This window comes from Ruegeria sp. YTSA064, assembly GCF_059610325.1.
The window spans coordinates 138,380-153,217 of sequence record NZ_JBXWNK010000004.1 but is presented as its reverse complement, the minus strand read 5'-3'; the positions used below and the strand labels follow the sequence as shown (position 1 = coordinate 153,217).

14 protein-coding genes, 1 tRNA gene and 1 pseudogene are annotated in these 14,838 nt (G+C 56.9%); 3 read left to right on the top strand and 13 right to left on the bottom strand.

The genetic code is table 11. The features are described 5' to 3' along the window. Positions 1-71 precede the first annotated feature (71 nt). Genes AC2FI7_RS07625 through AC2FI7_RS07595 form a run of 7 tightly spaced genes read right to left on the bottom strand, consistent with a single transcriptional unit; the run spans position 72 to position 6,885 of the window. Entirely contained in the window at positions 72-1,004 is a 933-nt protein-coding gene (locus AC2FI7_RS07625; protein ID WP_010442740.1) for an AEC family transporter, read from the bottom strand. Positions 1,005-1,048: 44 nt separating this feature from the next. After that, the gene (locus AC2FI7_RS07620) at positions 1,049-1,846 is read right to left on the bottom strand and encodes an MBL fold metallo-hydrolase (RefSeq protein ID WP_010442739.1); all 798 of its coding nucleotides are present in this window, start codon (positions 1,844-1,846) and stop codon (positions 1,049-1,051) included. After that, complete coding sequence (locus AC2FI7_RS07615) at positions 1,843-2,649, bottom strand: TatD family hydrolase (RefSeq protein WP_010442738.1); 807 nt, start codon at positions 2,647-2,649, stop codon at positions 1,843-1,845. Before AC2FI7_RS07615 ends, AC2FI7_RS07620 begins: the two co-directional genes overlap by 4 nt. Beyond that, complete coding sequence (locus AC2FI7_RS07610) at positions 2,646-3,767, bottom strand: DNA polymerase III subunit delta' (RefSeq protein ID WP_010442737.1); 1,122 nt, start codon at positions 3,765-3,767, stop codon at positions 2,646-2,648. Before AC2FI7_RS07610 ends, AC2FI7_RS07615 begins: the two co-directional genes overlap by 4 nt. A 7-nt stretch (positions 3,768-3,774) precedes the next feature. Beyond that, positions 3,775-4,401, bottom strand: a complete 627-nt coding sequence (gene tmk, locus AC2FI7_RS07605) for a dTMP kinase (protein ID WP_010442736.1) — start codon at positions 4,399-4,401, stop codon at positions 3,775-3,777. Continuing rightward, the gene (locus AC2FI7_RS07600; protein ID WP_010442735.1) at positions 4,398-5,564 is read right to left on the bottom strand and encodes a D-alanyl-D-alanine carboxypeptidase family protein; all 1,167 of its coding nucleotides are present in this window, start codon (positions 5,562-5,564) and stop codon (positions 4,398-4,400) included. Before AC2FI7_RS07600 ends, tmk begins: the two co-directional genes overlap by 4 nt. A gap of 19 nt (positions 5,565-5,583) precedes the next feature. Then, positions 5,584-6,885: an SPOR domain-containing protein gene (locus AC2FI7_RS07595; RefSeq protein WP_029622137.1), complete on the bottom strand. Its 1,302-nt coding sequence runs from the start codon at positions 6,883-6,885 to the stop codon at positions 5,584-5,586. 204 nt (positions 6,886-7,089) lie between these two features. Here AC2FI7_RS07595 and AC2FI7_RS07590 point away from each other — a divergent pair. From AC2FI7_RS07590 to AC2FI7_RS07580, 3 genes and pseudogenes are all read left to right on the top strand, one after another. Next, positions 7,090-7,179, top strand: a tRNA-Ser gene (locus AC2FI7_RS07590). 301 nt (positions 7,180-7,480) lie between these two features. Next, positions 7,481-8,188 carry an IS6 family transposase gene (locus AC2FI7_RS07585; RefSeq protein WP_496815656.1) on the top strand — a complete coding sequence of 236 codons (708 nt, stop codon included), beginning with the start codon at positions 7,481-7,483 and terminating at the stop codon, positions 8,186-8,188. A gap of 97 nt (positions 8,189-8,285) precedes the next feature. After that, positions 8,286-8,510 (top strand): annotated as a pseudogene (locus AC2FI7_RS07580) (fumarylacetoacetate hydrolase family protein); the annotation flags it as partial. 193 nt (positions 8,511-8,703) lie between these two features. Here AC2FI7_RS07580 and AC2FI7_RS07575 read toward each other — a convergent pair. From AC2FI7_RS07575 to AC2FI7_RS07550, 6 genes are read right to left on the bottom strand one after another with little or no spacing between them, the layout of a single operon-like run. Next, on the bottom strand, positions 8,704-9,840 hold the full coding sequence (locus AC2FI7_RS07575; protein ID WP_010442693.1) for a Gfo/Idh/MocA family protein: 1,137 nt from the start codon (positions 9,838-9,840) through the stop codon (positions 8,704-8,706). Positions 9,841-9,849: 9 nt separating this feature from the next. Further along, positions 9,850-10,593 carry a sugar phosphate isomerase/epimerase family protein gene (locus tag AC2FI7_RS07570; protein WP_029622127.1) on the bottom strand — a complete coding sequence of 248 codons (744 nt, stop codon included), beginning with the start codon at positions 10,591-10,593 and terminating at the stop codon, positions 9,850-9,852. Positions 10,594-10,618: 25 nt separating this feature from the next. Further along, the gene (locus AC2FI7_RS07565; RefSeq protein ID WP_010442691.1) at positions 10,619-11,707 is read right to left on the bottom strand and encodes an ABC transporter ATP-binding protein; all 1,089 of its coding nucleotides are present in this window, start codon (positions 11,705-11,707) and stop codon (positions 10,619-10,621) included. A 4-nt stretch (positions 11,708-11,711) separates the two neighbouring features. Continuing rightward, positions 11,712-12,629: a carbohydrate ABC transporter permease gene (locus AC2FI7_RS07560; protein WP_010442690.1), complete on the bottom strand. Its 918-nt coding sequence runs from the start codon at positions 12,627-12,629 to the stop codon at positions 11,712-11,714. Continuing rightward, positions 12,622-13,545 carry a carbohydrate ABC transporter permease gene (locus AC2FI7_RS07555; RefSeq protein ID WP_010442689.1) on the bottom strand — a complete coding sequence of 308 codons (924 nt, stop codon included), beginning with the start codon at positions 13,543-13,545 and terminating at the stop codon, positions 12,622-12,624. The genes AC2FI7_RS07560 and AC2FI7_RS07555 overlap by 8 nt, the downstream gene beginning before the upstream one ends. Positions 13,546-13,603: 58 nt before the next feature. Next, entirely contained in the window at positions 13,604-14,833 is a 1,230-nt protein-coding gene (locus AC2FI7_RS07550) for an ABC transporter substrate-binding protein (RefSeq protein WP_010442688.1), read from the bottom strand. Between the last annotated feature and the right edge of the window lie 5 nt (positions 14,834-14,838).

Sequence of the window (14,838 nt, the reverse complement as noted above, 5' to 3'; positions counted from 1 at the left end):
CGGTGCTCCGAGATGGTGCTGCGAAAGATGTCCTGCTTGTTTGCAGAGTCAATGCAGGATTTTTGATCTGGCTATCCAAGTAGAGTCAACCAAAGCCAGACAGTCAGTATGGATGATGCGGTGCCGATCAAAACTGAAGATGCAGCAACCCGTTTGGCGCGCCCATACATGTTTGCAAAGATATAGGCGTTGAAGCCCGGAGCCATCGCAGCGGTAAGAACACCTGAGCGAAACAGATCTTGCGGTAGCGCCAGTGAAGTTCCGAATAGCCATACGAGGCTTGGATGTAGCAACAGCGAGATGCAACAGACGAAGATAATGGCGCGCAAATCGCCTTCGGGTCGGTACTTCACCAACACGCCCCCCAATGCGAACAGTGCGCCGGGTAGGGCCGCGCGCGTAATCAGGTTCAACGCGTCATCAACCACGCCCGGTATTACAAATCCGGTAAGATTGACAACAAAGCCCAATGAGATGCCCAGTATCAACGCATTCTTGAACATTGCGGACAATACGGATTTCACCATCCGTGTCCCACCATGGCCACGGTTTCGAAAGATCTCCATCACGGTGATACCAACACAATAGCAAAACGGTGAATGGAAGGCGATGATCGCAAAATTTCCCGTCAAGTTGTCCGGTCCGTAGGCACGTTCTGTGATGGGCAGCCCTAAAAGCACCGAATTTGAGAACAAGCAGCAGAAGCCAATCGCGATCGAGTCCTCCCACTCGCGTCCGAATATGAGGCGAGCGCCAACCATTCCGGCGACAAAACAGAGGCCGGCTGCCGAATAGAAACTGGTTAATAGCCTGGGGTCGAAGCTTGCGCTGAGATCGAGATTGGCGATGGCCAGAAACAACAAACAGGGAATGGCGAATCCCTGCGTGAATTTCATCAACCCGTCGATATGGTCTTCGCGGAAATATCCGAACCGGGTTGCCGTATACCCGGCGCCGATGACCAAAAACACCGGCAGGATGACATCGATCAGGCTTTGGAACATGGCACTGCCATCGACGGTATCACGCGCGCGAACAGCGTCTTGCCCTACAGAGGTTGCCGGATCACCATGCCGTCAAAAGCAGGCGTAATATGATCCGGTGTTTCCGCATTAACCGTGGCATAATCCAGATCGATATGCATGTTGGTCAGAACGGCACGTTTTGGTTTCAATTGCTCAATCCAGCCCAGCGTCTTCTCCAGATGGGCATGGGTTGGATGCGGGGATCGGCGTAGGGCATCAATGATAAGGCAGTCGAGTTCTGAAAGCTCAGCCATGCTCTCATCATAAAGCTCTGCAACATCAGGCAGATAAACGAGATTTCCCATCTTGAAGCCAAGAGCATCAATCGACCCATGGTTCACACGGAATGGTCGAAAGGGGATCAGGCCGCCGGGGCCGGAAATCTCAAACGGGCCATTGATTGTCTTTAGGTCCAGGATGGGCGGATAGGGTGAGCCTTCGGGTTGAACAAACGCATAACCAAAGCGGCCGAGTAGATCGTTCTGGGTATCGCCGTCCGCCCATACAGGCACGCGGGTTTTCATGTTGAAAACAATCATCCGCAGATCGTCGATGCCATTGGTGTGATCGGCATGGGAATGGGTGTAGATCACGCCATCCAAACGCCCCGTTCCGGTGCCCAGCAATTGGCTGCGCATATCAGGAGACGTATCGATCAATGCCGAGGTTGTACCCTCTGGCCCATCGCGTTCGACCAACAGTGAGCAGCGACGCCGGATGTTTTTGGGGTTCTCCGGATCGCATTCACCCCAATGCCCCCCAAGTCGCGGTACACCTCCGGACGAACCGCAGCCAAGTATTGTAAAGCGCAGCTCGCTCATGCAGCGGCCTTGTAGCTAGCGGCTTTGGTGAACAGCCGGTCAAAATTGGCCTGTGTTTGGGCGGCGAAATCGGCGTACTCCAAACCGAACACTTCGGCCCCTTTACGCGCTGTATGCGCGGTGTAGGCCGGTTCGTTTCGTTTGCCGCGGTATGGCGGCGGCGCCAGATAGGGCGCGTCGGTTTCAACCAGGATACGATCTATGGGCGCGGCGGCGAAGATATCACGCAGCTCCTGACTTTTGGGGAATGCTGCAATGCCGGACATGGATAGATAGAAGCCAAGATCAAGGGCGGCTCGGGCCAGCTCGGCTGAGGAAGAAAAGCAATGCATGACACAGGAATACGGAGCGTTTCTATGCTCATCCGCCAAGATACGTGCCATGTCCTCATCCGCGGCACGTGCATGGATAATCAGGGGTAATCCGGTCCGCTGCGCCGCTTCGATATGGATACGCAGCGAACGCTTTTGAACGTCCGCCGACTCAGCCGTGTAGTGATAATCAAGCCCGCTTTCCCCAATGCCCACGAATTTCGGATGCTTGGCGAATGCGAGCAGTTCATCGACTGTTGCCATCGGCTCGTCAGCGGCGCTCATCGGGTGGGTGCCCGCGGCATAAAAGACAGGGGCATGAGCCTCGGCGATGGCACGTACCGTGGGCTCGTTACGCAACCGTGTGCAGATGGTCACCATGCGTGTCACGCCAGCGTCGGCAGCGCGTGAAACGATTTCTTCCAACTGACCGTCAAAATCCGGGAAATCCAGATGGCTATGGCTGTCGGTAATTTCGGGAGTGGGGCTCATCTGTTGTGACCGGCGGTTTCCTGTATCTTGAACAGCGTATCTAGGACAAGCGAGGCAGGGTCAAGGTTCACCGCCTGCCCATGCCGCGCACGCGCCGTGATGGGGGCGGCGATTTCGGCCCATTGGCGGGCCTTTTGCGGTGAGCTGGAGAGACGCGATAAAGTTTCGGCCTCATTCGGGGCGGCCTCGGGCATCAGTGCGGTGCCGGTCGCACCAGTCAGAGCCAGGCGCGAGAGCACCACGTCTATCAATGAAAGCAGCAGATCGAACCGTTCGGCCGCCCCCCGCTGCGCAGCCGTTTCGGCCAGTTTCAGAGCGCGCTGGCGGTCAAACCGGGGCAGGGTGCCTAAAATAGCGATCAGTTCGGCATAAAGTTCCAGCCCGCCGAGGTTTATTATGCGAACGGCGTCGCCCACTGATCCAGCTGCGAGCGCTGCGAGATGGTCAGTCTGGCTAGGAATTTCCGTATCGGTTTGCGACAGCGCAGCCTGCATGTCGTCAGGCGAGAGAGGGGATAGCCGCAGTGTGCGGCAACGCGACCGGATGGTCGGCAGCAGGCGCGAGGGTTGGTGCGAAATCAGCAGCAGAGTTGTGCGCGCGGGGGGCTCTTCTAGCATTTTCAGCAGCGCGTTTGCGGCGCTGACGTTCATTTCATCCGCCGAGTCCACAATGACAACCCGTCGACCCCCATCAGCTGAGGACAAGCCGAAGAACCGCCCAAGTTTGCGGACGTCATCAACAACAATTTCATTGCGCAGCCGTCCCTGATCGTTGACAGAGCGGGTAATTGCGGCAAGGCCGGGTTCGGCCCCGGCAAGAATGCGATGGGCGACCGGGTGTTCCGGGGCAATATCCAAAGTGTCAGGCGGAGGTGGAGCGCCGAACAGTCCGCCATCCTCGCGTGGCGGCGTGGCCAGCAAGAACTGCGCGATCCGCCATGCTAGTGTTGCTTTGCCCACTCCACGAGGACCGGTCAGCAACCAACCATGGTGCAATCGATCCGAATTGTACGCGGTCAGAAAGGCCTGTTGTGCTGCGTCCTGCCCGATAAGAGGGGTGGTTTCTCGCGGATGTGGTGCGCCAGGGGCCTGATCCGGAGTTAGGGTGTCGTCGCTCATGTCTGGTCTATCGCAGAGAAGTCATAACAATATCTGTCACATCCTGCGCGACGCTGTCCATGTCCCTATTGCCGTTCACTACTCGAAAACGATCCTGGAATTCGTCCGCCAGAGCGAGAAAACCTGCACGCATCTGCAGTTGAAGATCGACACCGAAATCTTCGAACCGTTCTTCGGCACCTTGCCGACCCTTAGCGCGTGATAGACCGGTTTCCGGATCCATATCGATCAGTAGTGTCAGGTCAGGCTCGCGCCCGATCATCAAATTGTGCAGCTGATCCACGAGGCTGCGAAGATCGCCACGCGACATCCCCTGATACATGCGAGTGCTGTCGGCAAATCGGTCGCAGATGACCACTTTTCCAGCGGCCAGTGCGGGTTCGATTGTGCGTTCCAGATGGTCACGCCGGGCTGCAGTGAATAGCAGAATTTCCGTTTCGGCCGACCAACGATCCGGGTCGCCCTGTAAAACCAGATTGCGAATTTCTTCGGCACCGGCAGACCCACCCGGTTCCCGAGTCAGAATGACATCGCGGCCTTCACGTCGCAGGTGATCGGCCAGCAGTCGAGCTTGTGTAGACTTGCCGGATCCGTCAATGCCTTCGAAGGTAAGAAACGTGCCGCGCGCCGTCACATTTGCTCCAGCGGATTGTTGATCACGTCTTTTAGAACGATGCCGCCCACTGTCATCATGCGGACGACAAACCCGCCGAGGGGGACATCCCTGTCTGCCACCAACGGGCGGCGGATTTCCGGTAGGCCTTCGGGTTTGATCACCAACTCAGCCAGCTGTTGGCCTTTGCTGACCGGCGCATTGATCGGGCCCTCATAAACGACTTCGGCCTCAATGTCCTTGTTGCCCAGGACTGGAAATAGCAGGGTCAGATCGCCTTCGGGCACCAAACCCACAGTTTTTTCCGCACCCATCCAAAGCTTGGCCTGCGCTACCGGTTCTTCCGATTTGGCAACTGTCCTCTCGACAAAATTTCGAAACGACCAGTTAACCACGGCCTCAGCCTCCTCTGCCCGCTTGCCGACGCTGTCGAGCCCGGAGAGCACAAAGACAACCCGGCGATCCCCTTGTTTGGCCGAACCAACCAGACCATATCCTGCTTCTTGCGTGTGACCGGTCTTGAGACCGTCGGCCCCGATATCCAGTTTCAGTAGAGGATTGCGGTTGCGTGCGTTCGACGGGGCACGACCGTCGAATTCGAAAACCTCTTCCGCAAAGAGGGGATAGTATTCAGGGAAATCAGTGATCAATCGATCGGCCAGAACTGCCAGATCATGCACAGACATCATGTGCCCCGCAGCAGGCCAGCCATTAGAATTGGCAAAGTTTGAGTTGTTCATACCCATCTGTTGCCCGCGCTGGGTCATAAAACGGGCAAACCCGGCTTCGGTCCCGTCGGGGCTCAATGCCTCGGCAATCACGACGCAGGCGTCGTTTCCAGATAGCACAATGATCCCGCGCAGAAGGTCTTCGACCCGCACACGGTCCTGCGTGTTCAGGAACATGGTCGAGCCACCATAGCTCATGGCGTGTTCAGATACGGGCAGAGTTTCGTCCAGCGTAAGGCGACCATCGCGCAGCGCTTCAAACGCGACATAAAGCGTCATGAGTTTCGACATAGAAGCCGGGGGCAGAGGCTGATCAGCGTCTTTCGACAACAGCACAGTGCCGGTTTTCTGATCGATCACATAAGCAGCGCGCGCGGTGGTGTCGAACGCATAGGCCGGCAGCGCCATTAGTGCCAGCCCGATGGCAAGAGAGGTTGATCGTAAAGCGGAAAGCATCATTCGCCTCCTAGTTCAGTCAGTTCTTGGCCGTGAAGGCATCAGTAAACCCAAGGTCTTTGACGTCATTCAACAATGCCCGGCGTTCGCTGCGTGTTGCAACAGGTCCAACCAGAACGCGCCATACTGATTTGTCTTCACCTTTCAGTTCAAACACGTCAGCATTCATCCCATTCCGACGTATCTTTTCCGCTGCGCTCTTGGCATTGGATTCAACGCCAAAAGTTCCAGCCTGAACATACGGCTTGGATAAGCCTCCTGCCGTTGCAGTGCTTGCTGCCACCGGTGCCGCTGCAGCGGTCGGCTCGGATGCTTCAATTGCTGCCGCAGCACCTGCGATCGGGTCCAAAGGCGTTTCGGTGATCTCGTTAGGGTTTTTCTTTTGCCACCACTTGCGCTTAGCGGGCTTCTCAGTTGGCGGTGTTATCTCTGGGTCTGACAATGCCGCCGACTGCACCTCGGTCGGGGCGGCATCAGCCTCTGTGACGGCGGCAGCAGCTGCTCCTGCTGCCGCAGCGTTGGCTTCATCCGTTGGTTTTTTCTGCCACCATTTGCGTTTGACTGGTTGCTCAGTCGCTTGTGGATCTGCATCGGCAACCTCGGTGCTTTGCAATTCGGCAGGGGCCGACTCATCGTCCGAAGATGCGACGACGGCGCCAGCGGCTGCCCCAGCAACGACTGCAGCACCAGCATTCGTGTCATCGGTTGGTTTTTTCTGCCACCACTTACGTTTAACGGGCTGTTCGACTGCTTCGCCTTCAGCTGTTTCCGTCGCCGCTTCGGTTCCTTCCGCAACCTCTCCATCTTCGGTCGCCTCTGTCTCTTCAGGGGCAGGAGGCACCTCAATCGCCTCACGGCGCAGCGCCACGACTTGAACCTTGGTTGGGGCCCCCGCCAGCATACCAAGTTGTTCTGCAGCCGAGGAAGAGACCTGTAGCGCAGGTCCAGGTAAAGCCCGCTCACGGCGGAACAATGCGCCCGTAACTGTCTTGTTGTTGGCTGTGTTCTTAATCCGCACCCGCTCGGGTTGAGTAACATCAGGATGTGCCACCCAAATTCCACCCAGAGAGGGGCGTCCATCCCAAAGTCCGGCTTCGGTTACCTGAAATACATCGGGTGCCTCAACATCACGCTGGTTCGTAGGTGCTGCGTCTGGGAACAATTCGAACCTGTTGGTATTGTCCGCCTCTTCGGTCGCAACTTCCTCTTCCGGGGCCTCTTGCAGGCTGAACCCTTCTTCGCACCCGGCCAGTGCGGCCAAAATCACGACCAGAATTGCCAGCCGTTGTGGCCCAAAGCGTGTGCCCGTAGCTCGCTCCATTGTCTCAATCCCTTGCCTGACAAGGCCATATTGGCCGCGCCCCACCGCGTGATTGCTGGTTCTTCTTGCCAGTCTCTAGCGGTCTTGTCCGCGAATGATAACGCGGGCACGGGGCTAAGGAAAGACTGCTGCTGAAGCTTAGGCAAGATTTCCCGCTTTATGGCTTGCCTCTGCCTGAAACACAGCTTAGACCCTGCGGCACGCGGGGAGGTGGCAGAGTGGTCGAATGCGGCGGTCTTGAAAACCGTTGAACGTGAGAGCGTTCCCAGGGTTCGAATCCCTGTCTCCCCGCCACTCACACCCGTCTCACTTCAGTCGTGTTTTCTTACCCGGAATTGTGCCGCAATTCCCGCGCGTTAGCGTGTGCGCTTTCAATCAGAGACGGAGCAAACCGTACACTCAGAACGCACTTCCGGCGGCAGTCTCAGTGCCGCATTTTGTCGGGTTCGCTTTGGGAGGGATTTCCCTGATAAGCGGCAATTTACAGGGAATTTTCGTAAAACGGGTCTGAGTTCCGTCGTTCCTCACTTCAGAACCGGGTATTGTCAGAAGAACTTGGCTTGAGGCGGGCAGGGGTGTTGCGTGGCTTTTGCCCATGACCAGACCTGCCTCTTTCAAGTACTTTAAAACCAGTCCCGAGATCATCCGCCTTGCAGTGATGCTGTCCATTCGTTTCCCGCTCTCGCTTCGGAATGTCGAAGATCTGCTGCACGAGCGAGGCATCGACGTGAGCCACGAAACTATCCGGTATTGGTGGAACAGGTTTGGCCCGATGTTTGCTGCTGAGATAAGGCAGAAGCGTGTTCAGCAGCTGCGCGCGTTCTCCAAATGGAAGTGGCACGTGGACGAGGTTTTCGTGAAGGTGAATGGCAAGCGGCATTATCTTTGGCGGGCCGTTGATCACGAGGGCGAGGTGTTGGAAACCGTTGTCACCAAGCGCCGAAACAAGCAGGCTACACTGAAATTCCTCAAGAAGTTAATGAAGCGACACGGCAAAGCGGAAACCGTCGTCACGGATCGCTTCGCCTCATACAGAGCCGCGCTCAGAGAGCTGGGTGCGCTCGAAAAACAACAGACGGGCAGGTGGCTCAACAACCGCGTCGAGAATTCACATCTTCCTTTCCGACGGCGTGAACGCGCCATGCAACGTTTCAGGCGGATGCGAAGTTTGCAGAAATTCGCCGCCGTCCATTCCTCCGTATACAACCACTTCAACCAGGAAAGATCGCTAGCCAGCCGAGACATCTTCAAGCTGACCCGCGCCGCCGCTCTCGCCGAGTGGCGCGGACTTTTTGCCGAATAAAGGACAGCTCTACTGGCCTAGCTGAGACTGGTTCGAATTCGTCTTACAGCACCGTTCCGGATAGGTTCGCGGTTTCTCAGGCAAACTGAGACTGGTTCGAATTAGTCTGACAGCACCTTGTGAAGTACGGCAAGAAGGCGACTTGAACCAGATGATTTGGAAAATTCCCGAGATGATCTCTTACCTGAGCGACTACTTCGAGCTTGCCGCTGGTGATGTCATCCTCTCAGGAACACCTTCTGGAGTTGGTCCGGTCAATCGCGGGGATGTTATGGTCGTTGCAATCGACAAGCTGGGCCGTCTGTATGTCCGCGTAACTTAGCAACTGCCTTCCTCTGCGAAAGCAACCGATGCTTGTGTAAACGGATAACAGATGCCCCATTTAGTCGCTGAATTGATCGAGCACCACGCAGACTCGGGAAAGGCCATCGGTGCCCCTGACATGCATGATCTCTTCCAGATCACGGAGATATCATACCGAACATAGAACAAGACCGCGAACTGGATAGCGTCGTCTATGGGACAAGCAATAAACGAGCGTCATTCTCGGTCAGTGGATCGGGCCTGGTGCATGTCGTCGAGGTTTCAACCCAGCGTCGGTGTTCCCCTGCGTCCAGAATGGACGTCATCACATCAACCGCGTGAATGGCCAGATCGATATTGCAACGGTGGGAACGTCCTTCCAGTATTGCTTGTACCATGTCCGCCAACCCAGCGGTGCGATAGTTGGCCAGAAGCCTATCCTCGCCGTGGATTTCATTCGGAACGCCAAATGGATGCTCTGAGCCAGGCAAAGGATGCAGGTCGCCAGCTTGATCGGAAACCATCACGTCTCCGCCGAAGAAGTTTGGGTCGGGCACCTGCATCGTGCCCTCGGTGCCGTATAGCTCCATATTTGGATGTGTATGAGCGCGGATGTCCCAACTGGCCCCCAAGGTCACGATGGCGCCATTTTCGAATTCAAGAAGCGCGTGGATATTGGTTGGCGTATTGACCGGGATCTCTTCGCCTTCGCGGTCGCCATTGCCGATTGTACGCGTGGGAAAACTTGCGGCGGTCATGGCGCAGACGGCCTTAACCGGACCGATCAGCTGGATTAGATTGGTGATGTAGTATGGGCCGAGATCAAGGATCGGGCCTGCACCGGGTTGGAAGAAGAAGTCCGGATTTGGGTGCCAATGCTCCATGCCGCGGGACATCACGTGGCAGGTTCCGCCGATCACGCGGCCGATCTGGCCGTCATCGATGACCGCCCGTGCTTGCTGGTGCGGACCACCCAGAAACGTGTCCGGTGCCGAGCCCACGCGTAGCCCTTTGCTTTCGGCCAGATCCCGCAGGGCTTCGCCTTGATCCAATGTCAGGACCAGAGGTTTTTCTGAATAGGCGTGTTTTCCGGCCTCGAGAATACGCTTGGTTAGGTCGAAGTGGGCCTCGGGGATGGTCAGATTGACGACAACGTCAATGTCGTCGGCGGCCAGCAGGTCATCTACCGTCTCGGCGCGGATATCATTCTCTTCGGCGCGGGACTGTGCCGCGCTCATATTGATGTCCGCGACCGCGCGGACTTCCAGCCCTCTGAAAAGGGGCGCAAATTTTAGGTACGTAGTAGAGATGCTGCCGCATCCTATGATGCCGACGCCAAGATTGCTCATGGAATATCCTCAAAGGGCTTGTACGGTTGCCAGCGAACGCGACGCGAAACGGTGGTGGTCGTTCGGGTTGTCGTGTTCGATGACATAACGAGAGACGCCGGCGCCCTGAAGCGCGCCGTGGATCGCGGTCCAGTCCATGACCCCATAACCCACATCGGCCCAACCGTCTTCGTCAACACAGTCGCCTTGCGGTGCAAGGTCCTTGATATGCGCCGAATGTATCTGATCGCCGTAGGTTCGGATGAGGTGAACCGGGTCCAGCCCGGCGCGTACGACCCAGCCGAGATCAAGCTCGAGCTTCAGATCGGGCGAGGCCCCGGCGATGATGTCCAGCGGTGTTACGCCATCACCCAGATCGACCAGTTCGAAATCGTGATTGTGCCAGCCGAAGATCAGCCCGGCCTTTTGCAGTGGTTTGCCGGCTGCTACCAGACGTTCGGCAAATACTTCCCAACCGGCGCGATCCGTCGGGCGGTCTTCGGCATCTAGAAAGGGTGCGAACACCGCTTCGGCTCCAACAGCCTGGGCGAGATCAATCGCAGCGCCCGGGTCGCGTTCAAGGTCGGCGAGGCCGTAGTGCAATGTGGGCATGTTCAGCCCCGCCGTTGCGAGGTCTTCCGTGAGCGAAGGTGCCTGGGCGAACAGGGCACCATATCCTTCGACCTCGTTAAATCCTGTTGCGTAAAGCATGGCGAGCGTGTCCAGCAGGGGCCAGTTTCGCGAACCGTAAAGCTGATATGAAATAGCAGGCATGATATTTCCTTTCATCTGACGCGGATTACAACCGCGTCTCGGTCACGGCATCAAACAGCGAAGCCCGTGAAGTATCGAAACCAATTCGCAGGCGATCGCCTTCGGTCACGCGGCTAAGCCCATCCATGCGGAACCGTAAATTGAGTGACCCAAGGGTGGAGTGTACCAGAGTGTCCGAACCCAGTTTCTCGACGATCTGAACTTCGACCTCTGCCTGTGCTGCAGCAGTCTCAACCGCGTCGCCGGTCAGAACATGTTCGGGGCGAATACCGATGGCAACGGGTCCGGCGTGGTGGTCTGTTCTTTCGAATTCGTAGCCGTCCAGCGGCAGCGACAGGTCGTGTCCGGCGAAATGGCCATTGTCGATGCGGCCTTCGATCATGTTCATTGCCGGGCTGCCGATGAAACCTGCGACATAGATGTTTTGTGGCCGGTTGTAGATTTCGTCCGGGCTGCCCAATTGCATGATTTTGCCCCCTTTCATGATGGCAATCCGGTCCGCAAGTGTCATCGCTTCGACCTGATCATGCGTCACATAGATCATGGTGTTCTTGAGCTGCTGATGCAGACGTTTGAGTTCAACTCGCAGATCGGTGCGCAGCTTGGCGTCAAGGTTCGAGAGCGGCTCGTCAAACAGGAACACATCGACATCACGTACCAGTGCCCGGCCGATGGCGACGCGCTGGCGCTGACCGCCGGACAATGCGCCCGGCTTGCGTTTGAGCAAAGGTTCGATCTGCAATATCTCGGCGGCCCGCGCCACGCGCTTGGCGATCTCATCTCTGGCAACGCGCGCATTCTTGAGGCCGAAGGACAGGTTTCCTTCGACAGTCATCTGCGGGTACAGCGCATAAGACTGAAACACCATGCCGATGCCACGGTCTGATGGCTCCTTCCAGGTTACGTTCTGACCTTTGATGAAAATCTGCCCGTCGGTCACGTCTAGCAGCCCGGCGATACAGTTCAACAGGGTGGATTTGCCACAACCGGACGACCCCAGCAGCACAAGAAACTCGCCTTCATGGATGTCGATGTTCAGCTCTTGCAGAACTTTGACTTCGCCAAAGTGCAGGTCCAGATCGCGGACTTCGACGGAATGGGAATTAATGTTCATAGGGTCAACCTTTCACGGCGCCGGCGGCGATGCCGCGTACGAAGAGTTTGCCGGAAACAAAGTAGATGACGAGAGGGACAAGGCCGGTCAGTAACGTCGCGGCCATGTTGACGTTGTATTCCTTGATGCCCTGGACCGAGTTCACGATGTTGTTCAGCTGCACCGTCATGGGGTAAGTTTCGGGCTTTGTATAAATCACGCCGAACAAGAAGTCGTTCCAGATGCCGGTGACCTGCAGGATCATCGCGACCACGAAAATCGGGATCGACATGGGCAGCATCACCCGGAAATAGACGCCCCAGAACCCAGCACCGTCGACGCGGGCGGCCTTGAACAGCTCTTCCGGCAGCGAGGTGAAGTAGTTTCGGAACAGCAAGGTCAGGATCGGCATCCCAAACACCGTGTGCACCAGAACCAGCCCCCAGAGCGAGCCCATCAACCCGATCTCCCGCAGGATGATCACGATGGGATAGAGCATGGTCTGATAGGGGATGAAGGCCCCGATGATCAGGATGGTAAAGAACACTTCGGACCCTTTGAACCGCCAGTTGGCAAGCGCGTAGCCGTTCACGCTTGCAATCGAAATAGACAGGATAAGCGATGGGATCAGGATCTTCACCGAATTTCCGAACCCACGGCTCAGGCCATCGCAGTTGATGCCCGTGCAGGCCTCTGCCCAGGCCTTTACCCAGGGCTCAAAGGTGATTTCGACAGGTGGCGCAAAGATATTGCCCAACCGGATTTCCGGCATCCCCTTCAGCGAGGTTACGATCATCACGTAGAGCGGTAGCAGGTAGTAGATCGAAACCAGCAGCAACGTGCCATAGAGGAATATGTTGCGGCGCGAGAGACGCGATTTCGGCTTGCTGCCGCGCGGGCCTTCCAGAATCCGTCCAGCGGTTGGGGATGTCGCATCAACCACGTTTCTTTCCTCCGAATTCCAGATAAGCCCACGGGACCAGCACGATGATGACCGACAGCAACATCATGGTTGAGGCAGCAAAGCCTTGCGCAAGGTTCTGCGCTTCGAACATGTAGTTGATGACGTATTTGGCCGGGACTTCGGATGCGATGCCCGGGCCGCCATTGGTCTGCGCGACCACAAGATCGTAAAGCTTGATGATGCCGCTGGCGATGATGACCAAGGCGGTCACGAAAACAGGGCGCATCATTGGGATGATCACGCGGACATAGGTTTTGGTGATGCCGATGCCATCGACACGTGCGGCTTTCCAAATGTCTTCATCTATTCCGCGCAGGCCGGCCAGCATAATGACCATTACAAAGCCGGTGCCCTGCCAGAGACCTGCGATCAGGATGCCGAAGATAACGATATCCGGATCGTTGAGCGGGTCGAAAGTAAAGCTCTCCCAACCCATGTTGCGCACAACGCCCTGAATGCCGAAATCGGGGTTCAGGATCCATTGCCAGGCCAGACCGGTAACGATGAAGGACAGGGCGAAAGGATATAGAAAGATGGTGCGAAACGCGCCCTCGAACCGAATCTTGCGATCCAGAAGGGCCGCGAGGGTAAAACCCAAGACCATGGTCAGAACCAGTGAGCAGACACCATAGATCAATAGGTTTTCGACCGAAATGATCCAGCGGTTGCTGTTCCAGAGCCGTTCATATTGATCCAGTCCAACAAAGTCCCACTTTGGCAGCAGGCGAGACTTGGTGAAGGAATGTGCGACTGTCCACGCCGTGCCGCCGACAAACACCACAAGTGCCGTGAGGATCATCGGGATCGAGGCGAATTTGGCGCTTAGGTTGCGAAACAGTTGTTTTGGACGGCGTACCGGGTTGTCGGATACGCGTGCGGTATCTGCAAGTGTCATGGGTAACCCCGTTAAGGGTCAGGGCGCGGGGGGAGTAGCGCGCCCCGACATGTCAGGCTCAGTCGGCAGACGCGATAATCGACGCGTACCGGGCCTGTGCATCTTCGGCGGTCATGTCCGAAGCCCAGAACTCGGCCATCAGATCCTTGATCTGAGTTTGAGTGTCTGCGGACAGAGTTTGGTCCGCATTGGGCAACACGCCACCCGCTGCAAGGATCGCAAGACCCTTCTGCATACAGTCATTTGCCGTCGACAGATCAATGTCACCCCGGACGGGCAGCGAACCTTTTGCCAGATTGAAGGCGACCTGTGCCTCTTTCGAGATCAGGATCGAGGCCATCTCAAGCTGTGCAGCTTTTACATCGGGGTCGTCGACGACGGGGAAATAGAACGCGTCACCACCGGTGTCGATGACCTGGTTCAGGCCCAGACCTGGCAGGCAGGTGTAGTCTTCGCCTGCCACTTGACCAGCTACGGCAAACTCGCCTTGAGCCCAGTCACCCATGATCTGTCCACCCGCTTTGCCGGTGATCACCATGTTGGTGGCAAGATTCCAGTCCTGCACGTTGCTGTTGCGCGCCAGTTCGCGGGCATTAGCCGAAGCCTGGAACACCTTGGCATATTCCGGTCCGCCGGCTACGTCGGCATCCTTTTCGACGACAACTTTGCTCCAGGTGTCGATCCCGACCACACTGATTGACAATGCGCCGAACGCGATCGCCTGCTGCCAGCCTTGCTGACCCTGTGCCATCGGCACCAATCCGGCTTCTTCCAGCTTGGGTGCGGCGGCGACGAATTCGAACCAGTCCTTTGGTACCTCAATACCGGCCTGTTCAAAGGCGTCGTGGCTGAGCCACAGCCATTGGGTCGAGTGAATGTTCACCGGAACGCAGTAAATGCGCCCCTCGTAGGTGCAGCCCTCTAGCAGGGACGAAGGATAAACGAAGTCTTTCCAACCTTCGGCCTCGGCCAGATCGGTGAGGTCCGTCATCAGGCCTGCTTCGATCAGTTCTTCCGCCTGACGGCCATGGTTCAGCTGTGTCGCTGCCATTGGATCACCGCCCAGGATGCGACTGATGATGATTGGACGCGCCGTGCCGCCGGATCCGGCGATCGCGCCGTCTACCCAGTTATGCGCCGTCTTTTCATTTACGGCCTTGGCGAATTCCGAAACAGCAACCGCTTCACCTCCGGATGTCCACCAATGTGTCACCTCAAGATCGGCAGCACTCAACGCGCTAGCGCTAATAAATGCTGCAGTGGTTGCCAGTGCGGCTTTGATCTTCATTGCAT

What these genes read in the sequence shown, in the direction of transcription:
- AC2FI7_RS07610 (WP_010442737.1), bottom strand. Translation starts at nt 3,767, where the DNA reads ATGAGCGACGACACCCTAACTCCGGATCAGGCCCCTGGCGCACCACAT.
- AC2FI7_RS07625 (WP_010442740.1), bottom strand. Translation starts at nt 1,004, where the DNA reads ATGTTCCAAAGCCTGATCGATGTCATCCTGCCGGTGTTTTTGGTCATC.
- AC2FI7_RS07600 (WP_010442735.1), bottom strand. Translation starts at nt 5,564, where the DNA reads ATGCTTTCCGCTTTACGATCAACCTCTCTTGCCATCGGGCTGGCACTA.
- AC2FI7_RS07570 (WP_029622127.1), bottom strand. Translation starts at nt 10,593, where the DNA reads ATGCCTGCTATTTCATATCAGCTTTACGGTTCGCGAAACTGGCCCCTG.
- AC2FI7_RS07565 (WP_010442691.1), bottom strand. Translation starts at nt 11,707, where the DNA reads ATGAACATTAATTCCCATTCCGTCGAAGTCCGCGATCTGGACCTGCAC.
- AC2FI7_RS07575 (WP_010442693.1), bottom strand. Translation starts at nt 9,840, where the DNA reads ATGAGCAATCTTGGCGTCGGCATCATAGGATGCGGCAGCATCTCTACT.
- AC2FI7_RS07585 (WP_496815656.1), top strand. Translation starts at nt 7,481, where the DNA reads ATGACCAGACCTGCCTCTTTCAAGTACTTTAAAACCAGTCCCGAGATC.
- AC2FI7_RS07615 (WP_010442738.1), bottom strand. Translation starts at nt 2,649, where the DNA reads ATGAGCCCCACTCCCGAAATTACCGACAGCCATAGCCATCTGGATTTC.
- AC2FI7_RS07555 (WP_010442689.1), bottom strand. Translation starts at nt 13,545, where the DNA reads ATGACACTTGCAGATACCGCACGCGTATCCGACAACCCGGTACGCCGT.
- AC2FI7_RS07550 (WP_010442688.1), bottom strand. Translation starts at nt 14,833, where the DNA reads ATGAAGATCAAAGCCGCACTGGCAACCACTGCAGCATTTATTAGCGCT.
- AC2FI7_RS07595 (WP_029622137.1), bottom strand. Translation starts at nt 6,885, where the DNA reads ATGGAGCGAGCTACGGGCACACGCTTTGGGCCACAACGGCTGGCAATT.
- AC2FI7_RS07620 (WP_010442739.1), bottom strand. Translation starts at nt 1,846, where the DNA reads ATGAGCGAGCTGCGCTTTACAATACTTGGCTGCGGTTCGTCCGGAGGT.